13 protein-coding genes are annotated in these 17,782 nt (G+C 67.8%); 5 read left to right on the forward strand and 8 right to left on the reverse strand.

Annotation, left to right across the window (positions count from 1 at the left end; genetic code table 11):
• Positions 1 to 18 precede the first annotated feature (18 nt).
• From BW39_RS20795 to BW39_RS20825, 7 genes are all read right to left on the reverse strand, one after another.
• The gene (locus BW39_RS20795; RefSeq protein WP_012204029.1) at positions 19 to 2,316 is read right to left on the reverse strand and encodes an NADP-dependent malic enzyme; all 2,298 of its coding nucleotides are present in this window, start codon (positions 2,314 to 2,316) and stop codon (positions 19 to 21) included.
• A gap of 185 nt (positions 2,317 to 2,501) precedes the next feature.
• On the reverse strand, positions 2,502 to 3,989 hold the full coding sequence (locus BW39_RS20800) for a nucleobase:cation symporter-2 family protein (protein WP_013803717.1): 1,488 nt from the start codon (positions 3,987 to 3,989) through the stop codon (positions 2,502 to 2,504).
• A gap of 414 nt (positions 3,990 to 4,403) precedes the next feature.
• On the reverse strand, positions 4,404 to 5,693 hold the full coding sequence (locus BW39_RS20805) for a M20 family metallopeptidase (protein ID WP_043823982.1): 1,290 nt from the start codon (positions 5,691 to 5,693) through the stop codon (positions 4,404 to 4,406).
• A complete protein-coding gene (gene uraD / locus BW39_RS20810; protein ID WP_043823985.1) occupies positions 5,690 to 7,465 on the reverse strand; it encodes a 2-oxo-4-hydroxy-4-carboxy-5-ureidoimidazoline decarboxylase in 1,776 nt (591 codons plus the stop codon). The genes BW39_RS20805 and uraD overlap by 4 nt, the downstream gene beginning before the upstream one ends.
• 6 nt (positions 7,466 to 7,471) lie before the next feature.
• A complete protein-coding gene (gene puuE / locus BW39_RS20815; RefSeq protein WP_043823987.1) occupies positions 7,472 to 8,428 on the reverse strand; it encodes an allantoinase PuuE in 957 nt (318 codons plus the stop codon).
• Positions 8,425 to 9,102 (reverse strand): GntR family transcriptional regulator, encoded by a 678-nt coding sequence (locus tag BW39_RS20820; RefSeq protein ID WP_012204034.1) that lies wholly within the window; start codon positions 9,100 to 9,102, stop codon positions 8,425 to 8,427. The genes puuE and BW39_RS20820 overlap by 4 nt, the downstream gene beginning before the upstream one ends.
• Before the next feature lie 86 nt (positions 9,103 to 9,188).
• Positions 9,189 to 10,112 (reverse strand): LysR family transcriptional regulator, encoded by a 924-nt coding sequence (locus BW39_RS20825; protein ID WP_043823989.1) that lies wholly within the window; start codon positions 10,110 to 10,112, stop codon positions 9,189 to 9,191.
• 124 nt (positions 10,113 to 10,236) lie between these two features.
• Between BW39_RS20825 and BW39_RS20830 the strand changes: the two genes are divergently transcribed.
• The 3 genes from BW39_RS20830 to BW39_RS20840 all read left to right on the forward strand — a co-directional run bounded on the left by BW39_RS20830 (position 10,237) and on the right by BW39_RS20840 (position 13,803).
• The gene (locus tag BW39_RS20830) at positions 10,237 to 11,343 is read left to right on the forward strand and encodes a tartrate dehydrogenase (RefSeq protein ID WP_043823991.1); all 1,107 of its coding nucleotides are present in this window, start codon (positions 10,237 to 10,239) and stop codon (positions 11,341 to 11,343) included.
• 52 nt (positions 11,344 to 11,395) lie between these two features.
• Positions 11,396 to 12,376 carry a tripartite tricarboxylate transporter substrate binding protein gene (locus BW39_RS20835; protein WP_013803711.1) on the forward strand — a complete coding sequence of 327 codons (981 nt, stop codon included), beginning with the start codon at positions 11,396 to 11,398 and terminating at the stop codon, positions 12,374 to 12,376.
• A gap of 104 nt (positions 12,377 to 12,480) precedes the next feature.
• The gene (locus BW39_RS20840; protein WP_043823993.1) at positions 12,481 to 13,803 is read left to right on the forward strand and encodes a glycerate kinase type-2 family protein; all 1,323 of its coding nucleotides are present in this window, start codon (positions 12,481 to 12,483) and stop codon (positions 13,801 to 13,803) included.
• A gap of 83 nt (positions 13,804 to 13,886) precedes the next feature.
• Here BW39_RS20840 and BW39_RS20845 read toward each other — a convergent pair whose 3' ends face one another.
• Positions 13,887 to 14,804: a LysR family transcriptional regulator gene (locus tag BW39_RS20845; protein WP_043823995.1), complete on the reverse strand. Its 918-nt coding sequence runs from the start codon at positions 14,802 to 14,804 to the stop codon at positions 13,887 to 13,889.
• A 121-nt stretch (positions 14,805 to 14,925) separates the two neighbouring features.
• On the opposite strand from BW39_RS20845, the gene gcl reads away from it, so the two are divergent.
• Positions 14,926 to 16,716 carry a glyoxylate carboligase gene (gene gcl, locus BW39_RS20850; protein WP_012204040.1) on the forward strand — a complete coding sequence of 597 codons (1,791 nt, stop codon included), beginning with the start codon at positions 14,926 to 14,928 and terminating at the stop codon, positions 16,714 to 16,716.
• A 241-nt stretch (positions 16,717 to 16,957) separates the two neighbouring features.
• Entirely contained in the window at positions 16,958 to 17,758 is an 801-nt protein-coding gene (gene hyi, locus BW39_RS20855; RefSeq protein ID WP_043823997.1) for a hydroxypyruvate isomerase, read from the forward strand.
• Positions 17,759 to 17,782 lie beyond the last annotated feature (24 nt).

Raw genomic sequence — 17,782 nt, forward strand, 5'->3', positions numbered from 1 at the left:
TTTTGGGTGCGGCGCGAATCAGCCGCGGGCAGCGATGGCCTGGGCTGCGGCCAGGGCCGTCATGTTGACCACGCGGCGCACGGTGGCGGAGGGGGTCAGCACATGGGCTGCCGCGGCGCCGCCCAGCAGGATGGGGCCGATGGTCGTGCCGTGGCCGCCCGTGGTCTTGAGCACGTTGAACAGGATGTTCGCGGCGTCGAGGTTGGGGCAGATCAGCACGTTGGCCTCGCCGTGCAGCGAGGACTCGAGCAGGGCGCGGTCGCGGATGGCTTCGGACAGGGCGGAGTCGCCGTGCATTTCGCCATCGCATTCCACGTCGGGGTTGGCGGCGGCGAACAGGTCGCGCGCGGCGCGCATCTTCAGCGCCGAGGGGCGGCTGGACGAACCGTAGTTGCTGTGCGACAGGAAGGCCACCTTGGGCGGCAGGCCGAAGCGGGCCACTTCCTCGGCCGCCAGGCGGGCGATGTCGGCCAGCTCGGTGGCGTTGGGCGCCTCGTTGATGTAGGTGTCGGCGATGAACAGCGTGCCGCTGTCCAGCATCACGGCGTTGACGGTGGCGAACTCGCCGGCGCCTTGCTTGAGGCCGAGCACGTCGCGCACATGGGCCAGGTGGCTGTCGAACTTGCCGACCAGGCCGCAGAGCATGGCGTCGGCATCGCCCAGGTGGACCATGAGCGCGGCGATCAACGTGTTGGAGCGGCGCACGGCGGCCTTGGCGGTCTCGGGCGTGACGCCGTTGCGGCCCATCAGGCGGTGGTAGGTTTCCCAGTACTGGCGGAAGCGCGGATCGTCCTCGGGGTTGCAGATCTCCACGTCCTTGCCCAGCACCAGGCGCAGGCCGGCCTTGGCGATGCGGGCCTCGATCACGGCGGGTCGGCCGATCAGGATGGGCTTGGCCAGGCCGTCATCGACGGCGACCTGGGCGGCGCGCAGCACGCGCTCGTCCTCGCCTTCGGCATAGGCCACGCGCTGCTGGTTGGCCTTGGCAGCGGCGAACACCGGACGCATGAACATGCTGGTCTGGTAGACGAAGCGGGTCAGGCTCTCGCGGTAGGCGTCGTAGTCGGCGATGGGGCGGGTGGCGACGCCGGACTCTTCGGCAGCCTTGGCCACGGCCGGCGCGATGCGCAGGATCAGGCGGGTGTCGAAGGGCGTGGGGATCAGGTAGTCGGGGCCGAACTTCAGCTCCTTGCCCTGGTAGGCGGCGGCGACTTCATCGCTGACGTCCTGCTTGGCCAGTGCGGCGATTTCGCGCACGCAGGCCAGCTTCATGGCTTCGGTGATCTTGGTGGCGCCGCAGTCCAGCGCGCCACGGAAGATGTAGGGGAAGCACAGGACGTTGTTGACCTGGTTGGGGTAGTCCGAACGGCCCGTGGCCATGATGCAGTCCGGGCGCACGGCCTTGGCCAGCTCGGGGCGGATCTCGGGTTCGGGGTTGGCCAGGGCCAGGATGATGGGCTTGTCGGCCATGGTCTTGACCATGTCGGCAGTGAGCACGCCGGGAGCCGAGCAGCCCAGGAAGACGTCGGCGTCCTTGACGGCATCGGCCAGGGTGCGGGCGTCCGTCTTTTGCGCGTACTGGGCCTTGGAGGCATCCAGGCCACCGGGGCGGCCTTCGTAGATCACGCCCTTGGAGTCGCACATGAAGACGTTTTCGCGCTTGACGCCCAGGCCCACCATCACGTTCACGCAGGCGATGGCAGCGGCGCCGGCACCGGAGACGGCGATCTTGACGTTGCCGATCTGCTTGTCCACCAGCTCCAGCCCGTTGAGCAGGGCGGCGCTGGAGATGATGGCCGTGCCGTGCTGGTCGTCATGGAACACGGGGATGTTCATGCGCTTGGACAGCTCCTGCTCGATGTAGAAGCACTCGGGCGCCTTGATGTCCTCAAGGTTGATGCCGCCCAGCGTGGGTTCGAGCGAGGCGATGATCTCGATCAGCTTGTCCGGATCGCGCTCGGCCAGTTCGATGTCGAACACGTCGACGCCGGCGAACTTCTTGAACAGGCAGCCCTTGCCTTCCATCACCGGCTTGCCGGCCAGCGGGCCGATGTCACCCAGGCCCAGCACGGCCGTGCCGTTGGTGATGACGCCGACCAGGTTGCCGCGCGCCGTGTATTCGGCGGCCAGCGAGGGGTCGGCCTGGATGTCCAGGCAGGGGTAGGCCACGCCGGGCGAATAGGCCAGCGACAGGTCGCGCTGGTTGGACAAGGGCTTGGTGGGCGTGACGGAGATCTTGCCCTTGTTGGGGCTGCGATGGTATTCGCGGGCTGCGTCGCGCAGGGCTTGTTCGGCGTTGGACAGGTTTTGGGTCATACAGGAATTCTCTGCAAATGCTCTCGGAGCTTACCGGATAGCTACAGCCTATGAGGGTCAGGACAGTTTTGCCTCAGGGATTTCGACAACAAGCCCCCTGGCGCCTATGGACGGCAGGGGGCGCACAGCCCGGCGGGTAGGCCGGGCGATTGTTGGGCGTGCCCGCCAGGGCGGGCACTGTTTCATCAGTGGGCGTCTGCCTGGCGTGCGGCCCGGACGGCAGCAGAGGTATCGCTGCTGGCTCCGTTGAAGAAAATGTTCAATGCCACCGCGGTAATCGAGGCCAGCAGGATACCGGATTCGATCAACGGATGAATGCCGTGGGGCATCCATTGGCGGAAATTCGGCGCCACCAGCGGAATCATGCCCACGCCGATGGACACGGCAACGATCATGGCGTTGTTGCGGTTGGTCTGGAAATCCACGTTGCTCAGGATGCGGATGCCGGTGGAGGCCACCATGCCGAACATCACCAGGCCCGCGCCGCCCAGCACCACGGTGGGCAGGGACTCGACCAGGGCGCCCATCTTGGGCAGCACGCCCAGCACGATCAGGATCACGCCGCCGGCCACGCAGACCCAGCGGCTCTTGACGCCGGTGACGGCGACCAGGCCCACGTTCTGCGAGAAGCTGGTGTAGGGGAAGGTGTTGAAGATGCCGCCGATCAGCGTGCCCAGGCCGTCGGTGCGCAGGCCGCGCGTCAGCTCGTCCTGGCTGATCTTGCGATCGGTCATGTCACCCAGGGCCAGGAACATGCCGGTGGACTCGATCATCACCACCACCATCACCAGGCTCATGGTGAGGATGAGGATGGGGTCGAACACCGGCGTGGCGATCTCGAAGGGCAGCACCATCGTGAACCATTCGGCCTTGGCGACCTTGCTGAAGTCCATCAGGCCCATGGCCACGGACAGCACGCCACCGATCAGGATGCCCATGAGCACCGAGACGTTGGCCAGGAAGCCCTTGGCAAAGCGCGCGATCAGCAGGATGGACAGCAGCACGATGGCCGAGATGCCCACGCCGGTCAGGTCGCCGTACTTGGGATTGGGAATGGTGGGCACGACCGCGAAACCCTTGGGCACGGGCGGCAGCGAGGAGCCTGGCGCGCCGGCCGTGGCCTGGGCGTCGGCCAGCCATTTCAGGTGCTCGGGGTTGGGCACGCTGGGAGCGGTGGGGCCGACGGGGTTGCCGAAGATCCAGTTCACGCCCACGCGCATCAGGCTGATGCCGATGACGGCAATGATGGTGCCGGTCACCACGGGCGGGAAAAAGCGCAGCATGCGGCTGATCAGCGGGGCGATGAGGATGGACACGATCCCCGCCCCGATCACCGAGCCGAAGATCAGCCCCGCCCCCGCCGAGCCGCCCGTGCTCTGCGCCATGGACACCATGGGCGCCACGCTGGCGAAGGTCACGCCCATCATCACGGGCAGCTTGATGCCGAACCACTGGGTCGCGCCCATGGCCTGGATCAGCGTGATCAGGCCGCAGCAAAACAGGTCGGCCGAGATCAGGTGGGCCACCTGCTCGGGCGGCAGGTTGAGTGCGCGGCCGACGATCAGGGGCACGGCCACGGCGCCCGCATACATCACGAGAACGTGCTGCAGGCCCAGCGCCGTGAGCTTGCCTGCGGGCAGCATCTCATCGACGGGATGAACGGAAGATTGCATGGGGATTTGTCTCCTCGGGATTTATGGGAACGGACGCCGGCGTGGCAGGGTTCGGCGCCAACATCCATACAAAAAGTGTATACAGATCATGGGAAATTTCTGCTCCCGGTAAACCCTGTTGCGGCAGTCGCGCCAACCCGTTTTGGTGCGCATCGCCTGCCAGGGCGGGAGTGCCATGGTGCATTGCAAGATGGATGCCAGCCGCCTGGCAAGCACCAGGCACCGTGCTGGTGCCTGGCGGCCGCTACCGCGCGGCTTGGCGCGGCTTGGGCGCGGCTCGTGCGCGGCTCGTGCGCGGCTCTGGCGCACGGCATGGGCTGCGGTGGTGCATGCGCCCCGATGCGGTGCCCGGGCGCAAAAAAGCCCGGCGGCGCCGGGCTTGGGTGTCAGGCCTTGATGCGGGCCGTCAGATGGTCAGGCCGTCAGGTCGCACAGCATGCGCGCGATGACCTTGGTGGCACGGCGCAGGTCCTCCAGCACCAGGCGCTCGTCGGCGCGCTTGGCGTGGGATTCCAGCACGGTGCGCGGGCCGGCGCCGTAGATCACGCCGGGAATGCCGCGCTCCACATACAGGCGCACGTCGGTGTACAGCGGCGTGCCCACGGCCGGGGGCTTCTCGCCGAACACGGCTTCGCCATGGGCCTGGATGGCGTCCACAAGGGGCTTGTTGCCCGCCAGCGGCGTCATGGCATTGGCCAGCAGCAGGCGCTTGATGTCCACGCGCACGGCATCCTCGCCCGTGTAGCCGCCCTTGGCGTTGAAGTCGGCAATGGCCTGGGCGATGACGGCGCGGATGCTGGCCTCGACCTCGGCCGGGTTCTCCTCGGGGATCATGCGGCGGTCGATCTTGAGCACGACCTTGCCGGGCACCACGTTGGTGTTGGTGCCGCCTTCGATGCGGCCGATGTTCAGGTAGGGGTGCTTGATGCCCGGCACCTTGGAGGTCACCTGCTGGTACTTGGTGTTCTCGGCGTACAGCGCATTCATCAGCACCACGGCGGCCTGCAGCGCGTCCACGCCCGTGTGGGGCACGGCGGCGTGGGCCATCTTGCCCTGCACGGTCACTTCCATCTGCAGGCAGCCGTTGTGGGCGGTGACGACTTCGTAGCTGAAGCCGGCCGCGACCATGAGGTCGGGCTTGGTGAGGTTGTTGGCCAGCAGCCAGCCGGGGCCCAGGATGCCGCCGAATTCCTCGTCATAGGTGAAGTGCAGTTCCACCGCGCCCTTGGAGGGCCGGGCCACGGCTTCGAGCGCACGCACGGCGTAGGTGAAGGTGGCGAAGTCGCTCTTGCTCACGGCGGCGGCGCGGCCGTAGAGCTTGCCGTCCTCGATGGCGGCGCCATAGGGGTCCTGGGTCCAGCCTTCACCGGGCGGCACCACGTCGCCGTGGGCGTTCAGCGCGATGGTCAGGCCGCCGGCGTCACCTGCGCTGCCGTAGGGGCGGCGCACGATCAGGTTGGTGATGGACTCCATGCCGTAGGCCTTGACGTCGGCCTCGGGCACGGTGTGCTTCTCGGCCTCGTAGCCCAGGGTCTTGAGCAGCTCGGCCGTGCGCTCGGCGTGGGGTGCGTTGTTGCCGGGCGGGGTGTCGGTCGGAACCTGGACCAGGGCCTGCAGGAATTGCACCTCTTCATCGAAATGCTGGTCGATCCAGGCGTCCAGGGCGGCGTAGGTGGCTTGCTTGTCTTGGTTCATGTCGGTCATTGCTGCTCTTGGGCCAGCTGGTTCAGTACGTGGGAGAAGGCATCGACGGACAGTTGCATGTCGTCGGCGGTGGAGCTTTCCAGCGGGTTGTGGCTGATGCCGGCGTTCAGGCCGCGCACGAACAGCATGGCCTGGGGCATGATTTCGTGCAGCTTCATGGCGTCGTGGCCGGCGCCGCTGGGCATGCGGTACAGGGGCACGCCCAGGGCGTCCACGGCGGCTTCCCAGCGCTGCTGCCATTCGGGGGCGCTGGGAGCGGCGGCGGCCTTCATGGCCAGCTCGGTGCTGTAGCGCAGGCCACGGCGCTGGGCGATGGCCTCGATCTCGGCCAGGATGTCGGCCACCATGGCGTCGCGCTGTTCGTTGGTGGGCGCGCGCAGGTCCAGGCTGAACTGGCAGCGGCCGGGGACCACGTTGACCGAGCCGCTGGGCACATTGAGCTGGCCCATGGTGGCCACCGAGGTGCCGTCGCGCGCGGCGCGCTTTTCGATGTACAGCGCCAGCTCGGCCACGCCGCAGGCGGCATCGCGGCGGCGGTCCATGGGCGTGGTGCCGGCGTGGCTGGCCATGCCGATCATCTCGCAGATGTAGCGCGCGCTGCCGTTGATGGAGGTGACGATGCCCAGCGGGATGTCCAGCTCGTTGAGCACCGGGCCCTGTTCGATGTGCACTTCGATGAAGCCCAGGTAGCGGGCCGGATCGCGCTGCAGCTTCGGAATGTCGTCAATGCACAGGCCGGCGTGCTGCATGGCCTCGCGCAGGGTGATGCCGTCGGCGTCCTTTTGCTCCAGCCATTCCTGCCTGAAGTCGCCGATCAGTGCGCCCGAGCCCAGGAAGGTGGCCTTGTAGCGCTGGCCTTCCTCTTCGGAAAAGCCCACGACCTCGATGTGGAACGGCAGGCGCTTGCCCTGGCGGTGCAGCTCGCGCACGCAGGCCATGGGCACGAAGATGCCCAGGCGGCCGTCGTACTTGCCGCCGTTGCGCACGGTGTCGTAGTGGCTGCCGGTCAGCAGGGTCTTGGCGTCCTCGGTGGCCGCCTTGTAGCGGCCCACGACGTTGCCCACGGCGTCGATCTCGACCTCGTCGAAGCCGCAGTCGCGCATCCAGTGGCTGATGCGCTGGGCGCAGGCGCGGTGGGCATCGGTCAGGTAGGTGACGGTGAGCTGGCCCTTTTCGGCATAGCCGGGGTCGCTGTGCTGGGCCAGCTTTTCCTGCCAGTCCCAGACATCGTTGCCCAGCTCGGGCGTGTAGCCGAACTTGTCGTTCAGGCGGATCTCGGCAATGCGGTGGATGTTGCGCAGCGCCTCGCCCAGCTCGAAGTCGGGGTGGTTGTGCAGGCGGCGCTCGAAGGTCTCGATGATCTCGGCCTTGGCCAGGCCCGCGCCGCGCGGACCGCGCACGGCCAGGATGAAGGGAAAGCCGAAGCGCTTGCCGTACTCGGCGTTGAGCTTGCGGATGTGCTCCAGCTCCTCGGGCGTGCAGCGGGTCAGGCCCGCCTTGTTCTGCTCGTTGGTGGATTCGGCCGTGAGCGTGTTGGTCTCCATGGCTTTGCCGGCCAGCTCCGGGTGGGCGCGGATCAGGTCGAGCTTGGCCTGCACGGGTGCCTTGTCCAGCACCTGGGCCATGGCGTACTTGATCTGTGCCAGCGAGCGGAAGGGGCGCTGGGCCAGCGCGGCCTCGGCAATCCAGGGCGAGTGTTCGTAGAGGCCGTCGAGCAGACCGGCGGCGGTGGCCAGGTCGGCGGCGTTGAGTTGTTCCAGCGTCAGAGCCATGCTGCGTTATTCCTTGTCGGGATGGTGGTGCGCCCAGTGGCGCGCGAGGTCGATGCGGCGGCAGACCCAGACCTTGTCGTGCCGCTGAATGTGGTCCAGAAAGCGCTGCAGTGCCGTGATGCGGCCGGGGCGGCCCAGCAGGCGGCAGTGCATGCCAATGCTCATCATCTTGGGGGAGTCATCGCCGGCCGGATCGCCCTCGGCGTAGAGGGCGTCGAACGTGTCCTTCAGGTATTGGAAGAACGGGTCGGCGTGCGAGTAGCCCTGGGGCAGGGCAAAGCGCATGTCGTTGCAGTCCAGCGTGTAGGGCACGATGAGCTGGCTGCGGGTGCTGCCGTCGCTCTTGCCGACCTTCATCCAGAAGGGCAGGTCGTCGCCGTAGTAGTCGCTGTCGTAGGCGAAGCGGCCGTCGTCGGCCACCAGGCGGTGGGTGTTGGGGCTGTCGCGGCCCGTGTACCAGCCCAGGCCGTGGTCGCCATCGTGGCCGTACAGCTCGCCGAAGATCTCCATGCACTGCTGCATGTGGGCGCGTTCCACCTCGGCGGGCACGCCCTGGTAGTGGATCCACTTGAGGCCGTGGCAGGCCACTTCATGGCCCAGCTCGTCGAAGGCCTGGGCCAGCTCGCGGTGCTTTTGCAGGGCCGTGGCCACGCCGAACACGGTCAGCGGCAGGCCGCGCTTCTCGACCTCGCGCAGGATGCGCCAGCCGCCTGCGCGCGAGCCGTATTCATAGATGCCTTCCATGCTCATGTGGCGCTCGGGGTAGGCGGCCGGGTTGAACATTTCGGACAGGAACTGCTCGCTGGCGGCGTCGCCGTGCAGCACGCAGTTCTCGCCGCCCTCTTCATAGTTGAGGACGAACTGCACGGCCACGCGGGCCTGGCCTGGCCAGCGGGCGTGGGGGGGCGTGCGACCGTAGCCGATCAGGTCGCGGGGATAGGGGGCAGTGGCGTCGTAGGTCATGCGGATACGGAGGAAAGGGCCATCGAAAGATCGCTGGTCGGCATGTCGCGGTCGAAGGTCAGGCCGGCTTCCACGTGGTCCAGGTGCTGCTGCATGAGCTGCACGGCGTGGTCGGCGTCGCCGCCGGCCAGGGCCGTGACGATTTCGGCATGCTCGTCATGGGAATGCTCGGCAGCCGTGCTGGACTGGTACATCAGCGTGATCAGCGCGCAGCGCGAGATCAGCTCGCCCAGCAGCTGGGCCAGCACCTCGTTGCCCATGAGCTCGGCCATGCGCACGTGGAAGTCGCCCAGCAGCTCGGTACGCTGGCCGACGTCGTTGCCGTCCATGGCCTTTTTCTCGGCCGCCACGTGCTGCCGCAGCGCGCGGATCTTGGCCGGCGTGCTCTGGGCGATGAAGGCGCGCACCATCTCGGCTTCGAGCATGCGGCGCACGGCGAAGACCTGGCGCGCCTCGTCCACCGAGGGCGTAGCCACGAAGGCCCCGCGCGCGGGTTCGAGCCGGATCAGGCGGTTTTGCGACAGCTGGAACAGCGCCTGGCGCACCAGGGTGCGCGAGACGCCGAAATGGTCTGCCAATTTCTGCTCGGCCAGCTTGGTGCCGGGCAGAAGACGGTGTTCGACGATGGCCCGGGTCAGGCTCTCGACAATGAAACTGGTGGTGGAAGTCTCCATTCAGCCATCATAGCGGCTGGTCACAAGAGTTGTATACAGTTTCTGTCTACTGCTTATTGGCGTTTCCCCGCATACGGCATCCCTTTTCAGAAACCGGGCGCGGCCGTATCGAAGTGCCGTGCCAGGTGCTCCACAAAGCGCTGCACGCGCTGGGTTGCCGCATGCCGCTGCGGATAGACCACATGGATGTCGGCCGGCGCCGTGGCATGGTCGGCCAGCACCTGCACCAGGCGGCCGCTGCGCAGGTAGCGGGCGACATCCCATTCGGCGCGCATGACGATGCCCAGGCCGGCCAGGGCCCAGCCCACGGCGATCTCGCCATCGTTGGTGCTCAGGCTGTCGCGCAGGCGGATGGCCTCGGTCTTGCGGCCGGGGCCGTTGTGGGTGAAGCGCCAGACGCCGTGGGTGTCGTCGCCCTGGCGGATGTCGATGCAGTCGTGCTGCATCAGCTCGCGCGGGGTGGCCGGCGTGCCGCGCCGTGCCAGGTAGGCGGCAGACGCGCACAGCAGCCGCCGGTTGGGCGCCAGGCGCCGCGCGATGATGCGCGCGTCCGGCGGCTCGCCAAAGCGTATGCACAGGTCGAAGCTGTCATCCACCAACGGCGGCGGCGAGGCCGACAGCTGCAGCTGCACCTGGATCTGCGGGTGCCTGCGCACGAAGCTGGCGATCAGCGGCGCGATATGGCTGCGTCCGAATCCCAGCGTGGCATTGATGCGCAGCAGGCCCTGCGGCTGCCCGGGCATGCCGGCCACGGCCTGCTCCATGGCGGCAATGTCGTCCAGGATGCGCCGCGCATGGGCCAGGTAGGTCTGGCCCTCGTCGGTCAGGCCCAGGCGCCGCGTCGTGCGGCTGACCAGTTGCACGCCCAGCCGCGCCTCCATCTGGGACAGGCGCTTGCTGGCCGCCGGCGTGGTGATGCCCAGCTCGCGGGCCGTGGCCGACAGGCTGGCGCTGCGGGCCAGCAGGCAGAAGAAGGCCATCTCCGATGGCGCTGAGACGGGAGTGCTCATTGTTGAATCAAAGTGAACGATGCCATCACTCTAGAGGCGCGCGCGGCGTTGTTCCATCGATAGATTCACGGACAAGGCCATGGATCCGCATGGCGCTTCATCCACCGCAATCCAAGGAGCCCTCATGACAAAGACATACCGCATCGCCTGCATTCCCGGCGATGGCATCGGCAAGGAAGTGGTGCCCGCAGGGCAGGAGGTGCTGCAGGCGCTGGCCGAAACCCAGCCCGGCCTGGGCTTTGCCTTCACCAGTTTCGGCTGGGGCGGCGACTGGTACCGCGCGCACGGCGAGATGATGCCGGCCGACGGGCTGGACGCGCTGCGCGGCCAGGACGCCATCCTGTTCGGCTCGGCCGGCGACCCGCACATTCCCGACCATGTCACGCTGTGGGGCCTGCGCCTGAAGATCTGTCAGGGGTTCGATCAGTACGCCAATGTGCGGCCCACGCGCATCCTGCCGGGCATCGATGCGCCGCTCAAGCGCTGCGCGCGCGAGGACCTGGACTGGATCATCGTGCGCGAGAACTCCGAAGGCGAATACGCGGGCGTGGGCGGCCGCGCCCACCAGGGCCATCCCCTCGAGGTGGCCACCGACGTGAGCATGATGACCCGCGCGGGCGTGGAGCGCATCATGCGCTTTGCCTTCCGCCTGGCGCAGTCGCGGCCGCGCAAGCTGCTGACGGTGATCACCAAGTCCAACGCCCAGCGCCACGCCATGGTGATGTGGGACGAGATCGCGGTGCAGGTGGCCGCCGAGTTCCCCGACGTGCGCTGGGACAAGGAGCTGGTGGACGCGGCCACGGCGCGCATGGTCAACCGCCCGGCCTCGCTGGACACCCTGGTCGCCACCAACCTGCATGCCGACATCCTCAGCGACCTGGCGGCCGCGCTGGCCGGCAGCCTGGGCATTGCGCCCACAGGCAACATCGATCCGGAGCGCCGCTACCCCAGCATGTTCGAGCCCATCCACGGATCGGCCTTCGACATCATGGGCCAGGGCCTGGCCAACCCCGTGGGCACGTTCTGGAGCTGCGTGATGCTGCTGGAGCACCTGGACGAGCACCGCGCCGCGCAGCGGTTGATGCAGGCCGTGGAGCAGGTGACGGCCGATGCCGCGCTGCACACGCGCGACCTGGGCGGCAAGGCCACCACGCGCCAGGTCACCGACGCGGTCTGCGCACGGCTGCGCGCGCAGACCGCCGAGGCCCAGGCCGAGCCCGTGCCTGCCTGAGCGCGCGCTGCATGGTCCGATAACCCACAAAAGAACAGACAGGAGACAAGCCATGAACCGCATCACCAGGGTTGCCGCAGCGTGCGCGCTGGCCGCCGCCACCATTGCAGCCGCCATGTCTTCGGCCTGGGCCCAGGCCTGGCCGGCGCGCCCCGTCAACCTCATCGTGCCGTTTCCCGCAGGCGGTACCACCGATGTGCTGGCACGTGCGCTGGGCCAGGAGCTGTCCAAGAGTCTGGGCCAGCCCGTGGTCGTGGAAAACCGCCCCGGCGCAGGCGCCACCCTGGGCGCCGACCATGTGGCCAAGGCGAAACCTGACGGCTACACCCTGCTCATGGGCGCTGTGCACCACACCATTGCCACCAGCGTCTACCGCAGGCTGGGCTATGACTTCCAGAAGGACCTGGCGCCCATCACCGTGGTGGCCGTGGTCCCCAATGTGCTGGTGGTCAATCCGCAGGTGCCCGCCAAAACCGTGCAGGAGCTGCTGGCCCAGGCCCGGGCCCAGCCCGGCAAGCTGGCCTATGGCTCCAATGGCGCGGGCACGGGCCAGCACCTGATCGGCGCGCAGTTCGAGTCCATGGGCGGCGTGGAGCTGCTGCACGTGCCCTACAAGGGCAGCGGCCCGCTGACCACGGACCTGCTGGGCGGGCAGATCGCCATGTCCTTCGATACCGTCACGCCTGTGCTGCCCCACATCAAGGCCGGCAAGCTGCGCGCGCTGGCCGTGACCACGGCCAGGCGCTCGGTGGCCCTGCCCGATGTGCCCACGCTGGACGAGGCCGGGCTCAAGGGCTTCGACATGGGCACCTGGTTCGGCGTGCTGGCACCGGCCGCCACGCCCCGCGAGGTACTGGCGCGGCTGGGCGCGGACATGAACCGCATCATCGAGTCCCCGCAGTTCCGCAGGAAGATGGAAGAGATAGGCGCCGAGCCCATCGGCGGATCGCCCGAGCAGATGGCGCGCCAGATCCGCGACGACACCGACCGCTTCGCCAGGCTGGTGAAGGATGCCAAGGTGGCCCTGGATTGAGTTGGGTTGGCACGAGGAACGAGGCCGGGCGAATCAGTTGTGACTTGACCGCATGCCACCGCCGGCGCAGGAAATTCCATAATGCCCGGCGGAGACAACACACCATGACCAGCACCACGGACCTGCACCTCACCGATCCCCAAGCCTTTCTGCTCGACCTCTACCGCGCTGCGGTCAAGGATGCGCAGCCCCTGTACAGCATGGCCCAATGCCTGCCAAAGCCTCCCAAGGGCCGCACCCTGGTGCTGGGCGCGGGCAAGGCCGGCGGCTCCATGGCCCAGGCGCTGGAGGCGCTGTGGCCAGCGGACGCGCCGCTGTCCGGCCTCGTGGTCACGCGCTACCACCACATCCCGCCGCGCCCCGAAGGGCTGGCGCAGCGCATCGAAGTGGTCGAGGCTGCCCACCCCGTGCCCGATGCGGCAGGCCTGGCCGCCGCCGAGCGCATCCTCGCGCTGACCGAAGGGCTGACCGAGGACGACCTCGTGCTGTGCCTGATCTCGGGCGGCGGCTCGGCCCTGCTGACCCTGCCGGCCGAAGGCATCGACCTGGAGGAAAAGCAGCGCATCAACCGCGCCCTGCTGGAAAGCGGCGCCGCCATCGGCGAGATGAACTGCGTGCGCAAGCACCTGTCGCGTATCAAGGGCGGGCGCCTGGGCGCGGCCTGCGCGCCTGCGCGCGTGGTCACGCTGACCATCAGCGACGTGCCGGGCGACGATCCCTCCATCATCGCCAGCGGCCCCACCGTGCCCGATGCCAGCAGCTGCGCCGACGCGCTGGCCATCCTCGCGCGCTACCGCATCGACGTGCCTGAATCCGTGCGCCGCGCGCTGGAGGCGGGCGAGCTGGAAACACCCAAGCCCGGCGACGCGCGCTTTGCGGGCCACGAGGTCCACATGATCGCCACGCCCCAGCACTCGCTGGAGGCGGCCGCACGCGTGGCCGAGGCCGCAGGCCTGCGCACCCACGTGCTGTCCGACGAGATCGAGGGCGAATCGCGCGAAGTCGCCAAGGTCCACGCCGCCCTGGCGCGCGCCGTGGCCCGCCACGGCCAGCCGTTTGCAAAGCCCTGCGTGATCCTGTCCGGCGGCGAGACCACGGTCACCATCCGGCAGCGCCCGGCCGGCACGCCCAAGGGACGCGGCGGCCGCGCGGGCGAGTTCTGCATGGGCCTGGCCCAGGCCCTGCAGGGGCAGGAGAAGGTCTGGGCGCTGGCAGCCGATACCGATGGCATCGATGGCGTGGAAGACAACGCGGGGGCGCGGGTGTCACCGGATACGTTGGCGCGGGCCCAGGACCAGGGCATGCGGATTGCCGAGTATCTGGACCGCAATGATGCGTATGGGTTCTTTGAGGCGCTGGGGGATCTGGTGGTGACCGGGCCCACGCATACCAACGTGAATGACTTCCGGGCGATTCTGGTTCTCTAGGTTTTTGCTCCTGCCGGGTGCTTGTTTTTCGAGGCCGGGGCGTGCGCCCGGCCACTTGTTTCAGGCTCGCCTGTTTCAGGCGCTCACGCCCCGCGCGGCAGCATCTCCCACCATTCGGCATCGAACCGCCCCTGCAGGAAGGCGATGAAGGACTGCACCTTCTGTGGCACCATGCGCGGCGAGGGGTAGACGGCGTGGATTTCCTGCTCGGGCAGGCGGCAGGTCTTGAGGACTTCGACCACGCGGCCGGCCTGCAGCGAGTCATGGGCCACGTAGCGGGGCAGGGCGGCAATGCCCATGTGCGAGCGTGAGGCCGCCAGCAGGGCCGAGAGGTTGTTGGAGCGCAGCCGGCCCGTGACCGCCACCGAGACCGGTTCTCCGCTGGCGTTGCGCAGACGCCAGATGTCGTTGCCCTGCACGCTGCTGTAGATCAGCGTGGCATGTTCCTTGAGGTCGGAGGGGCGGCGCGGCGTGCCGCGCTTGCGCAGGTAGGTGGGCGAGGCCACCAGCACCCAGGGGTTCACACCCAGCGTGCGTGCGCCCAGGCTGGAGTCGGCCAGCTTGCCCAGGCGCAGGGCCACGTCGATGCCGTTGGCCACTAGGTCGGTGTAGCGGTCCTCGAAGCTGAGGTCGACCTGCACCTGGGGGTTATGCGCCATGAATTCCAACGCCAGCGGTATCAGCACGCGCCGGCCAAAGGCCACCGAGCTGCCAATGCGCAGCTGGCCCTGCACCTGGGTCTGGCGCACCTGGACCACCTTGTCGGCCTCGGCCACGTCGTTGACGATGGCCTTGCATTTCTCGTAGTACAGCGCGCCCGCTTCGGTCAGGCTCACGCCGCGCGTGTTGCGGTTGAGCAGGCGCACCTTCAGGCGCGCTTCCATGGCTGCGATCTGCTTGGTGACTGTGGGCTGGGTGGTGGCGAATTCGTGCGCGACCTTGGTGAAGCTGCTGGTCTCCACCACGCGCACGAACATGTGCATGGCATCGAGTCTGTCCATGGCGCTGTCTCCTTTTTCATTGGTAGTTATTCCTGTACGGAATAAATTTTATGGTCTGCGCAGGCGTTCCGCCAATCGGCCTGTCTGCCTAGAGTTGACTCCAATTTGAAGGAGACCTCCCATGGCAAAAATGAAAGCAATCGAAGCCGCAGTCCGCGTGCTGGAAAAAGAAGGCGTGACCGTCGCATTCGGCGTTCCCGGTGCCGCCATCAACCCGCTGTACGCAGCGCTCAAGGACCATGGCGGCATCGGCCACATCCTGGCGCGCCACGTCGAAGGCGCAAGCCACATGGCCGAGGGCTACACCCGCGCCGTGGCCGGCAACATCGGCGTGTGCATCGGCACCAGCGGCCCGGCCGGCACGGACATGATCACGGGCCTGTACTCGGCCAGCGCGGATTCGATTCCGATTCTCTGCATCACCGGCCAGGCGCCGCGCTCGCGTTTGCACAAGGAAGATTTCCAGGCCGTGGACATTGCCTCCATCGCCAAGACAGTGACCAAGTGGGCCACCACGGTGCTGGAGCCGGCCCAGGTGCCGCGCGCCTTCCAGCAGGCCTTCCACCTGATGCGCTCGGGCCGCCCCGGCCCCGTGCTGATCGACCTGCCCATCGACGTGCAGCTGGCCGAGATCGAGTTCGACATCGACACCTACGAGCCCCTGCCGGTCTACAAGCCGGCTGCCACGCGCAAGCAGGTGGAAAAGGCCATCGCCATGCTCAACGAGTCCGAGCGCCCGCTGCTGGTCTCGGGCGGCGGCGTGATCAACGCCGATGCGTCCGAGCTGCTGGTGGAGTTCGCCGAGCTGCTGGACGTGCCCGTGATTCCCACGCTGATGGGCTGGGGCACCATCCCTGACGACCACCGCCTGATGGCCGGCATGTGCGGCCTGCAGACCAGCCACCGCTACGGCAATGCCACCATGCTGGCCTCCGACTTCGTGCTGGGCATCGGCAACCGCTGGGCCAACCGCCACACGGGCTCGGTCGAGGTCTACACCAAGGGCCGCAAGTTCGTGCACGTGGACATCGAGCCCACTCAGATCGGCCGCGTGTTCGCGCCCGACTACGGCATCGTCTCGGATGCCGGCGCTGCGCTCAAGCTCTTCGTGGAGGTGGCGCGCGAGTGGAAGGCGGCCGGCCGCCTGAAGGACCGCAGCGGCTGGGTGGCCGAATGCCAGGCCCGCAAGAACAATGTGGAGTACCTGCGCAAGACCAATTTCGACAACGTGCCCATGAAGCCGCAGCGCGTCTACCAGTGCATGAACCGCAGCCTGGACAAGGACACCTGCTATGTCTCCACCATCGGCCTGTCGCAGATTGCCGGCGCGCAGTTCCTGCATGTCTACAAGCCGCGCAACTGGATCAACTGCGGCCAGGCCGGTCCGCTGGGCTGGACCGTGCCGGCCGCCCTGGGCGTGCGCGTGGCCGACCCGGCCCGCAAGATCGTGGCGCTGTCGGGCGACTATGACTTCCAGTTCATGATCGAGGAGCTGGCCGTGGGTGCGCAGTTCAAGCTGCCCTACATCCATGTGCTGGTCAACAACAGCTACCTGGGCCTGATCCGCCAGGCGCAGCGTGCCTTCTCCATCGACTACTGCGTGCAACTGGCCTTCGACAACATCAATGTCGACGACAAGGAAGAGTCCAAGGGCTATGGCGTGGACCACGTCAAGGTGGTCGAGGGCCTGGGCTGCAAGGCCATCCGCGTGCACCGTCCTGAGGACTTCGCGCCCGCCATGCAGCAGGCCGAGGCCTGGATGGCAGAGCACCGCACGCCGGTCGTCGTCGAGGTCATCCTGGAGCGCGTGACCAACATCTCCATGGGCGCCGAGATCGACAACGTGATCGAGTTCGAGGACCTGGCCGCAGCGCCGGCCGACGTGCCCAGCGCCCTGGCCCTGCTGGATTGAAGCAAGGCACCCCCTGAGCGGCTGCGCCGCTTTCCCCTCTCTTCGGAGGGGGACGACGCCATCGCTGCGGGGCGGCCCTTGCCTGGCATCCCTGGCTGGCGCTGCGCCAATGCCTGCATGGCGGGCGGTGCAGGCACTCGGGGGTTCCGATTTCCATTGCCCCTTGGGCATTTTTACCGGCGGGGCGCCTTGCTTGCCCTGCCGCCACCCACCCACCAAACGACTACCGGAGACTTCTGACATGCCCCGTTTTGCTGCCAACCTCAGCATGCTGTTCACCGAGGTGCCCTTCCTCGACCGCTTCGAGCGCGCGGCGCGCGCCGGCTTCGAGGCCGTGGAATTCCTGTTTCCCTACGCCCATACGGTCGAAGAGATCAAGGAGCGCGTGGACGCCCACGGCCTGCAGATCGTGCTGCACAACCTGCCTGCCGGCGACTGGGATGCGGGCGAGCGCGGCATTGCCTGCCACCCCGACCGCGTGGACGAGTTCCGCGCCGGCGTGGCCAAGGCCGTGACCTATGGCCATGCGCTGGGCGTGCCCCAGCTCAACTGCCTGGCCGGCAAGGCGCCTGCCGATGCCGATGCCGCGCTGCTGCGCCGCACCTTCGTGGACAACCTGCGCTTTGCCGCATCGGCGCTGAGCGCGGCCAATCTGCGCCTGCTGATCGAGCCCATCAACCCCTTCGACATTCCCGGCTTCTACCTGAACCGCACGGACGAGGCCCTGTCCATCCTCGACGAGGTGGGCGCGCCCAACGCCTTCGTGCAGTACGACATCTACCACGCGCAGCGCACCGAGGGCGAGCTGGCGGCCACGCTGCAAAAGCACCTGGCGCGCATCGGCCACGTGCAGCTGGCCGACAACCCGGGCCGCAACGAGCCGGGCACGGGCGAGATCAACTACCCCTTCCTGTTCGCGCACCTGGACCGCATCGGCTACCAGGGCTGGGTGGGCTGCGAGTACAAGCCCGCGCGCGATACCGAATCGGGCCTGGGCTGGCTGGACGCCCACACCAGCGTGCGCGCGGCAGTCGCCGCCTGAGCGCCGCCGGAGTTTTTTCTCAGC

This window comes from Delftia sp. RIT313 (assembly GCF_000632165.1).
Classification (GTDB): domain Bacteria; phylum Pseudomonadota; class Gammaproteobacteria; order Burkholderiales; family Burkholderiaceae_C; genus Comamonas; species Comamonas acidovorans.

Excerpts from the sequence above, each read along its gene's own strand:
- BW39_RS20820 (WP_012204034.1), bottom strand. The coding sequence starts at position 9,102 with ATGGAGACTTCCACCACCAGTTTCATTGTCGAGAGCCTGACCCGGGCC.
- BW39_RS20800 (WP_013803717.1), bottom strand. The coding sequence starts at position 3,989 with ATGCAATCTTCCGTTCATCCCGTCGATGAGATGCTGCCCGCAGGCAAG.
- BW39_RS20805 (WP_043823982.1), bottom strand. The coding sequence starts at position 5,693 with ATGACCGACATGAACCAAGACAAGCAAGCCACCTACGCCGCCCTGGAC.
- uraD (WP_043823985.1), bottom strand. The coding sequence starts at position 7,465 with ATGGCTCTGACGCTGGAACAACTCAACGCCGCCGACCTGGCCACCGCC.
- gcl (WP_012204040.1), top strand. The coding sequence starts at position 14,926 with ATGGCAAAAATGAAAGCAATCGAAGCCGCAGTCCGCGTGCTGGAAAAA.
- BW39_RS20840 (WP_043823993.1), top strand. The coding sequence starts at position 12,481 with ATGACCAGCACCACGGACCTGCACCTCACCGATCCCCAAGCCTTTCTG.
- BW39_RS20795 (WP_012204029.1), bottom strand. The coding sequence starts at position 2,316 with ATGACCCAAAACCTGTCCAACGCCGAACAAGCCCTGCGCGACGCAGCC.
- BW39_RS20845 (WP_043823995.1), bottom strand. The coding sequence starts at position 14,804 with ATGGACAGACTCGATGCCATGCACATGTTCGTGCGCGTGGTGGAGACC.
- BW39_RS20825 (WP_043823989.1), bottom strand. The coding sequence starts at position 10,112 with ATGAGCACTCCCGTCTCAGCGCCATCGGAGATGGCCTTCTTCTGCCTG.
- hyi (WP_043823997.1), top strand. The coding sequence starts at position 16,958 with ATGCCCCGTTTTGCTGCCAACCTCAGCATGCTGTTCACCGAGGTGCCC.
- BW39_RS20835 (WP_013803711.1), top strand. The coding sequence starts at position 11,396 with ATGAACCGCATCACCAGGGTTGCCGCAGCGTGCGCGCTGGCCGCCGCC.
- BW39_RS20830 (WP_043823991.1), top strand. The coding sequence starts at position 10,237 with ATGACAAAGACATACCGCATCGCCTGCATTCCCGGCGATGGCATCGGC.
- puuE (WP_043823987.1), bottom strand. The coding sequence starts at position 8,428 with ATGACCTACGACGCCACTGCCCCCTATCCCCGCGACCTGATCGGCTAC.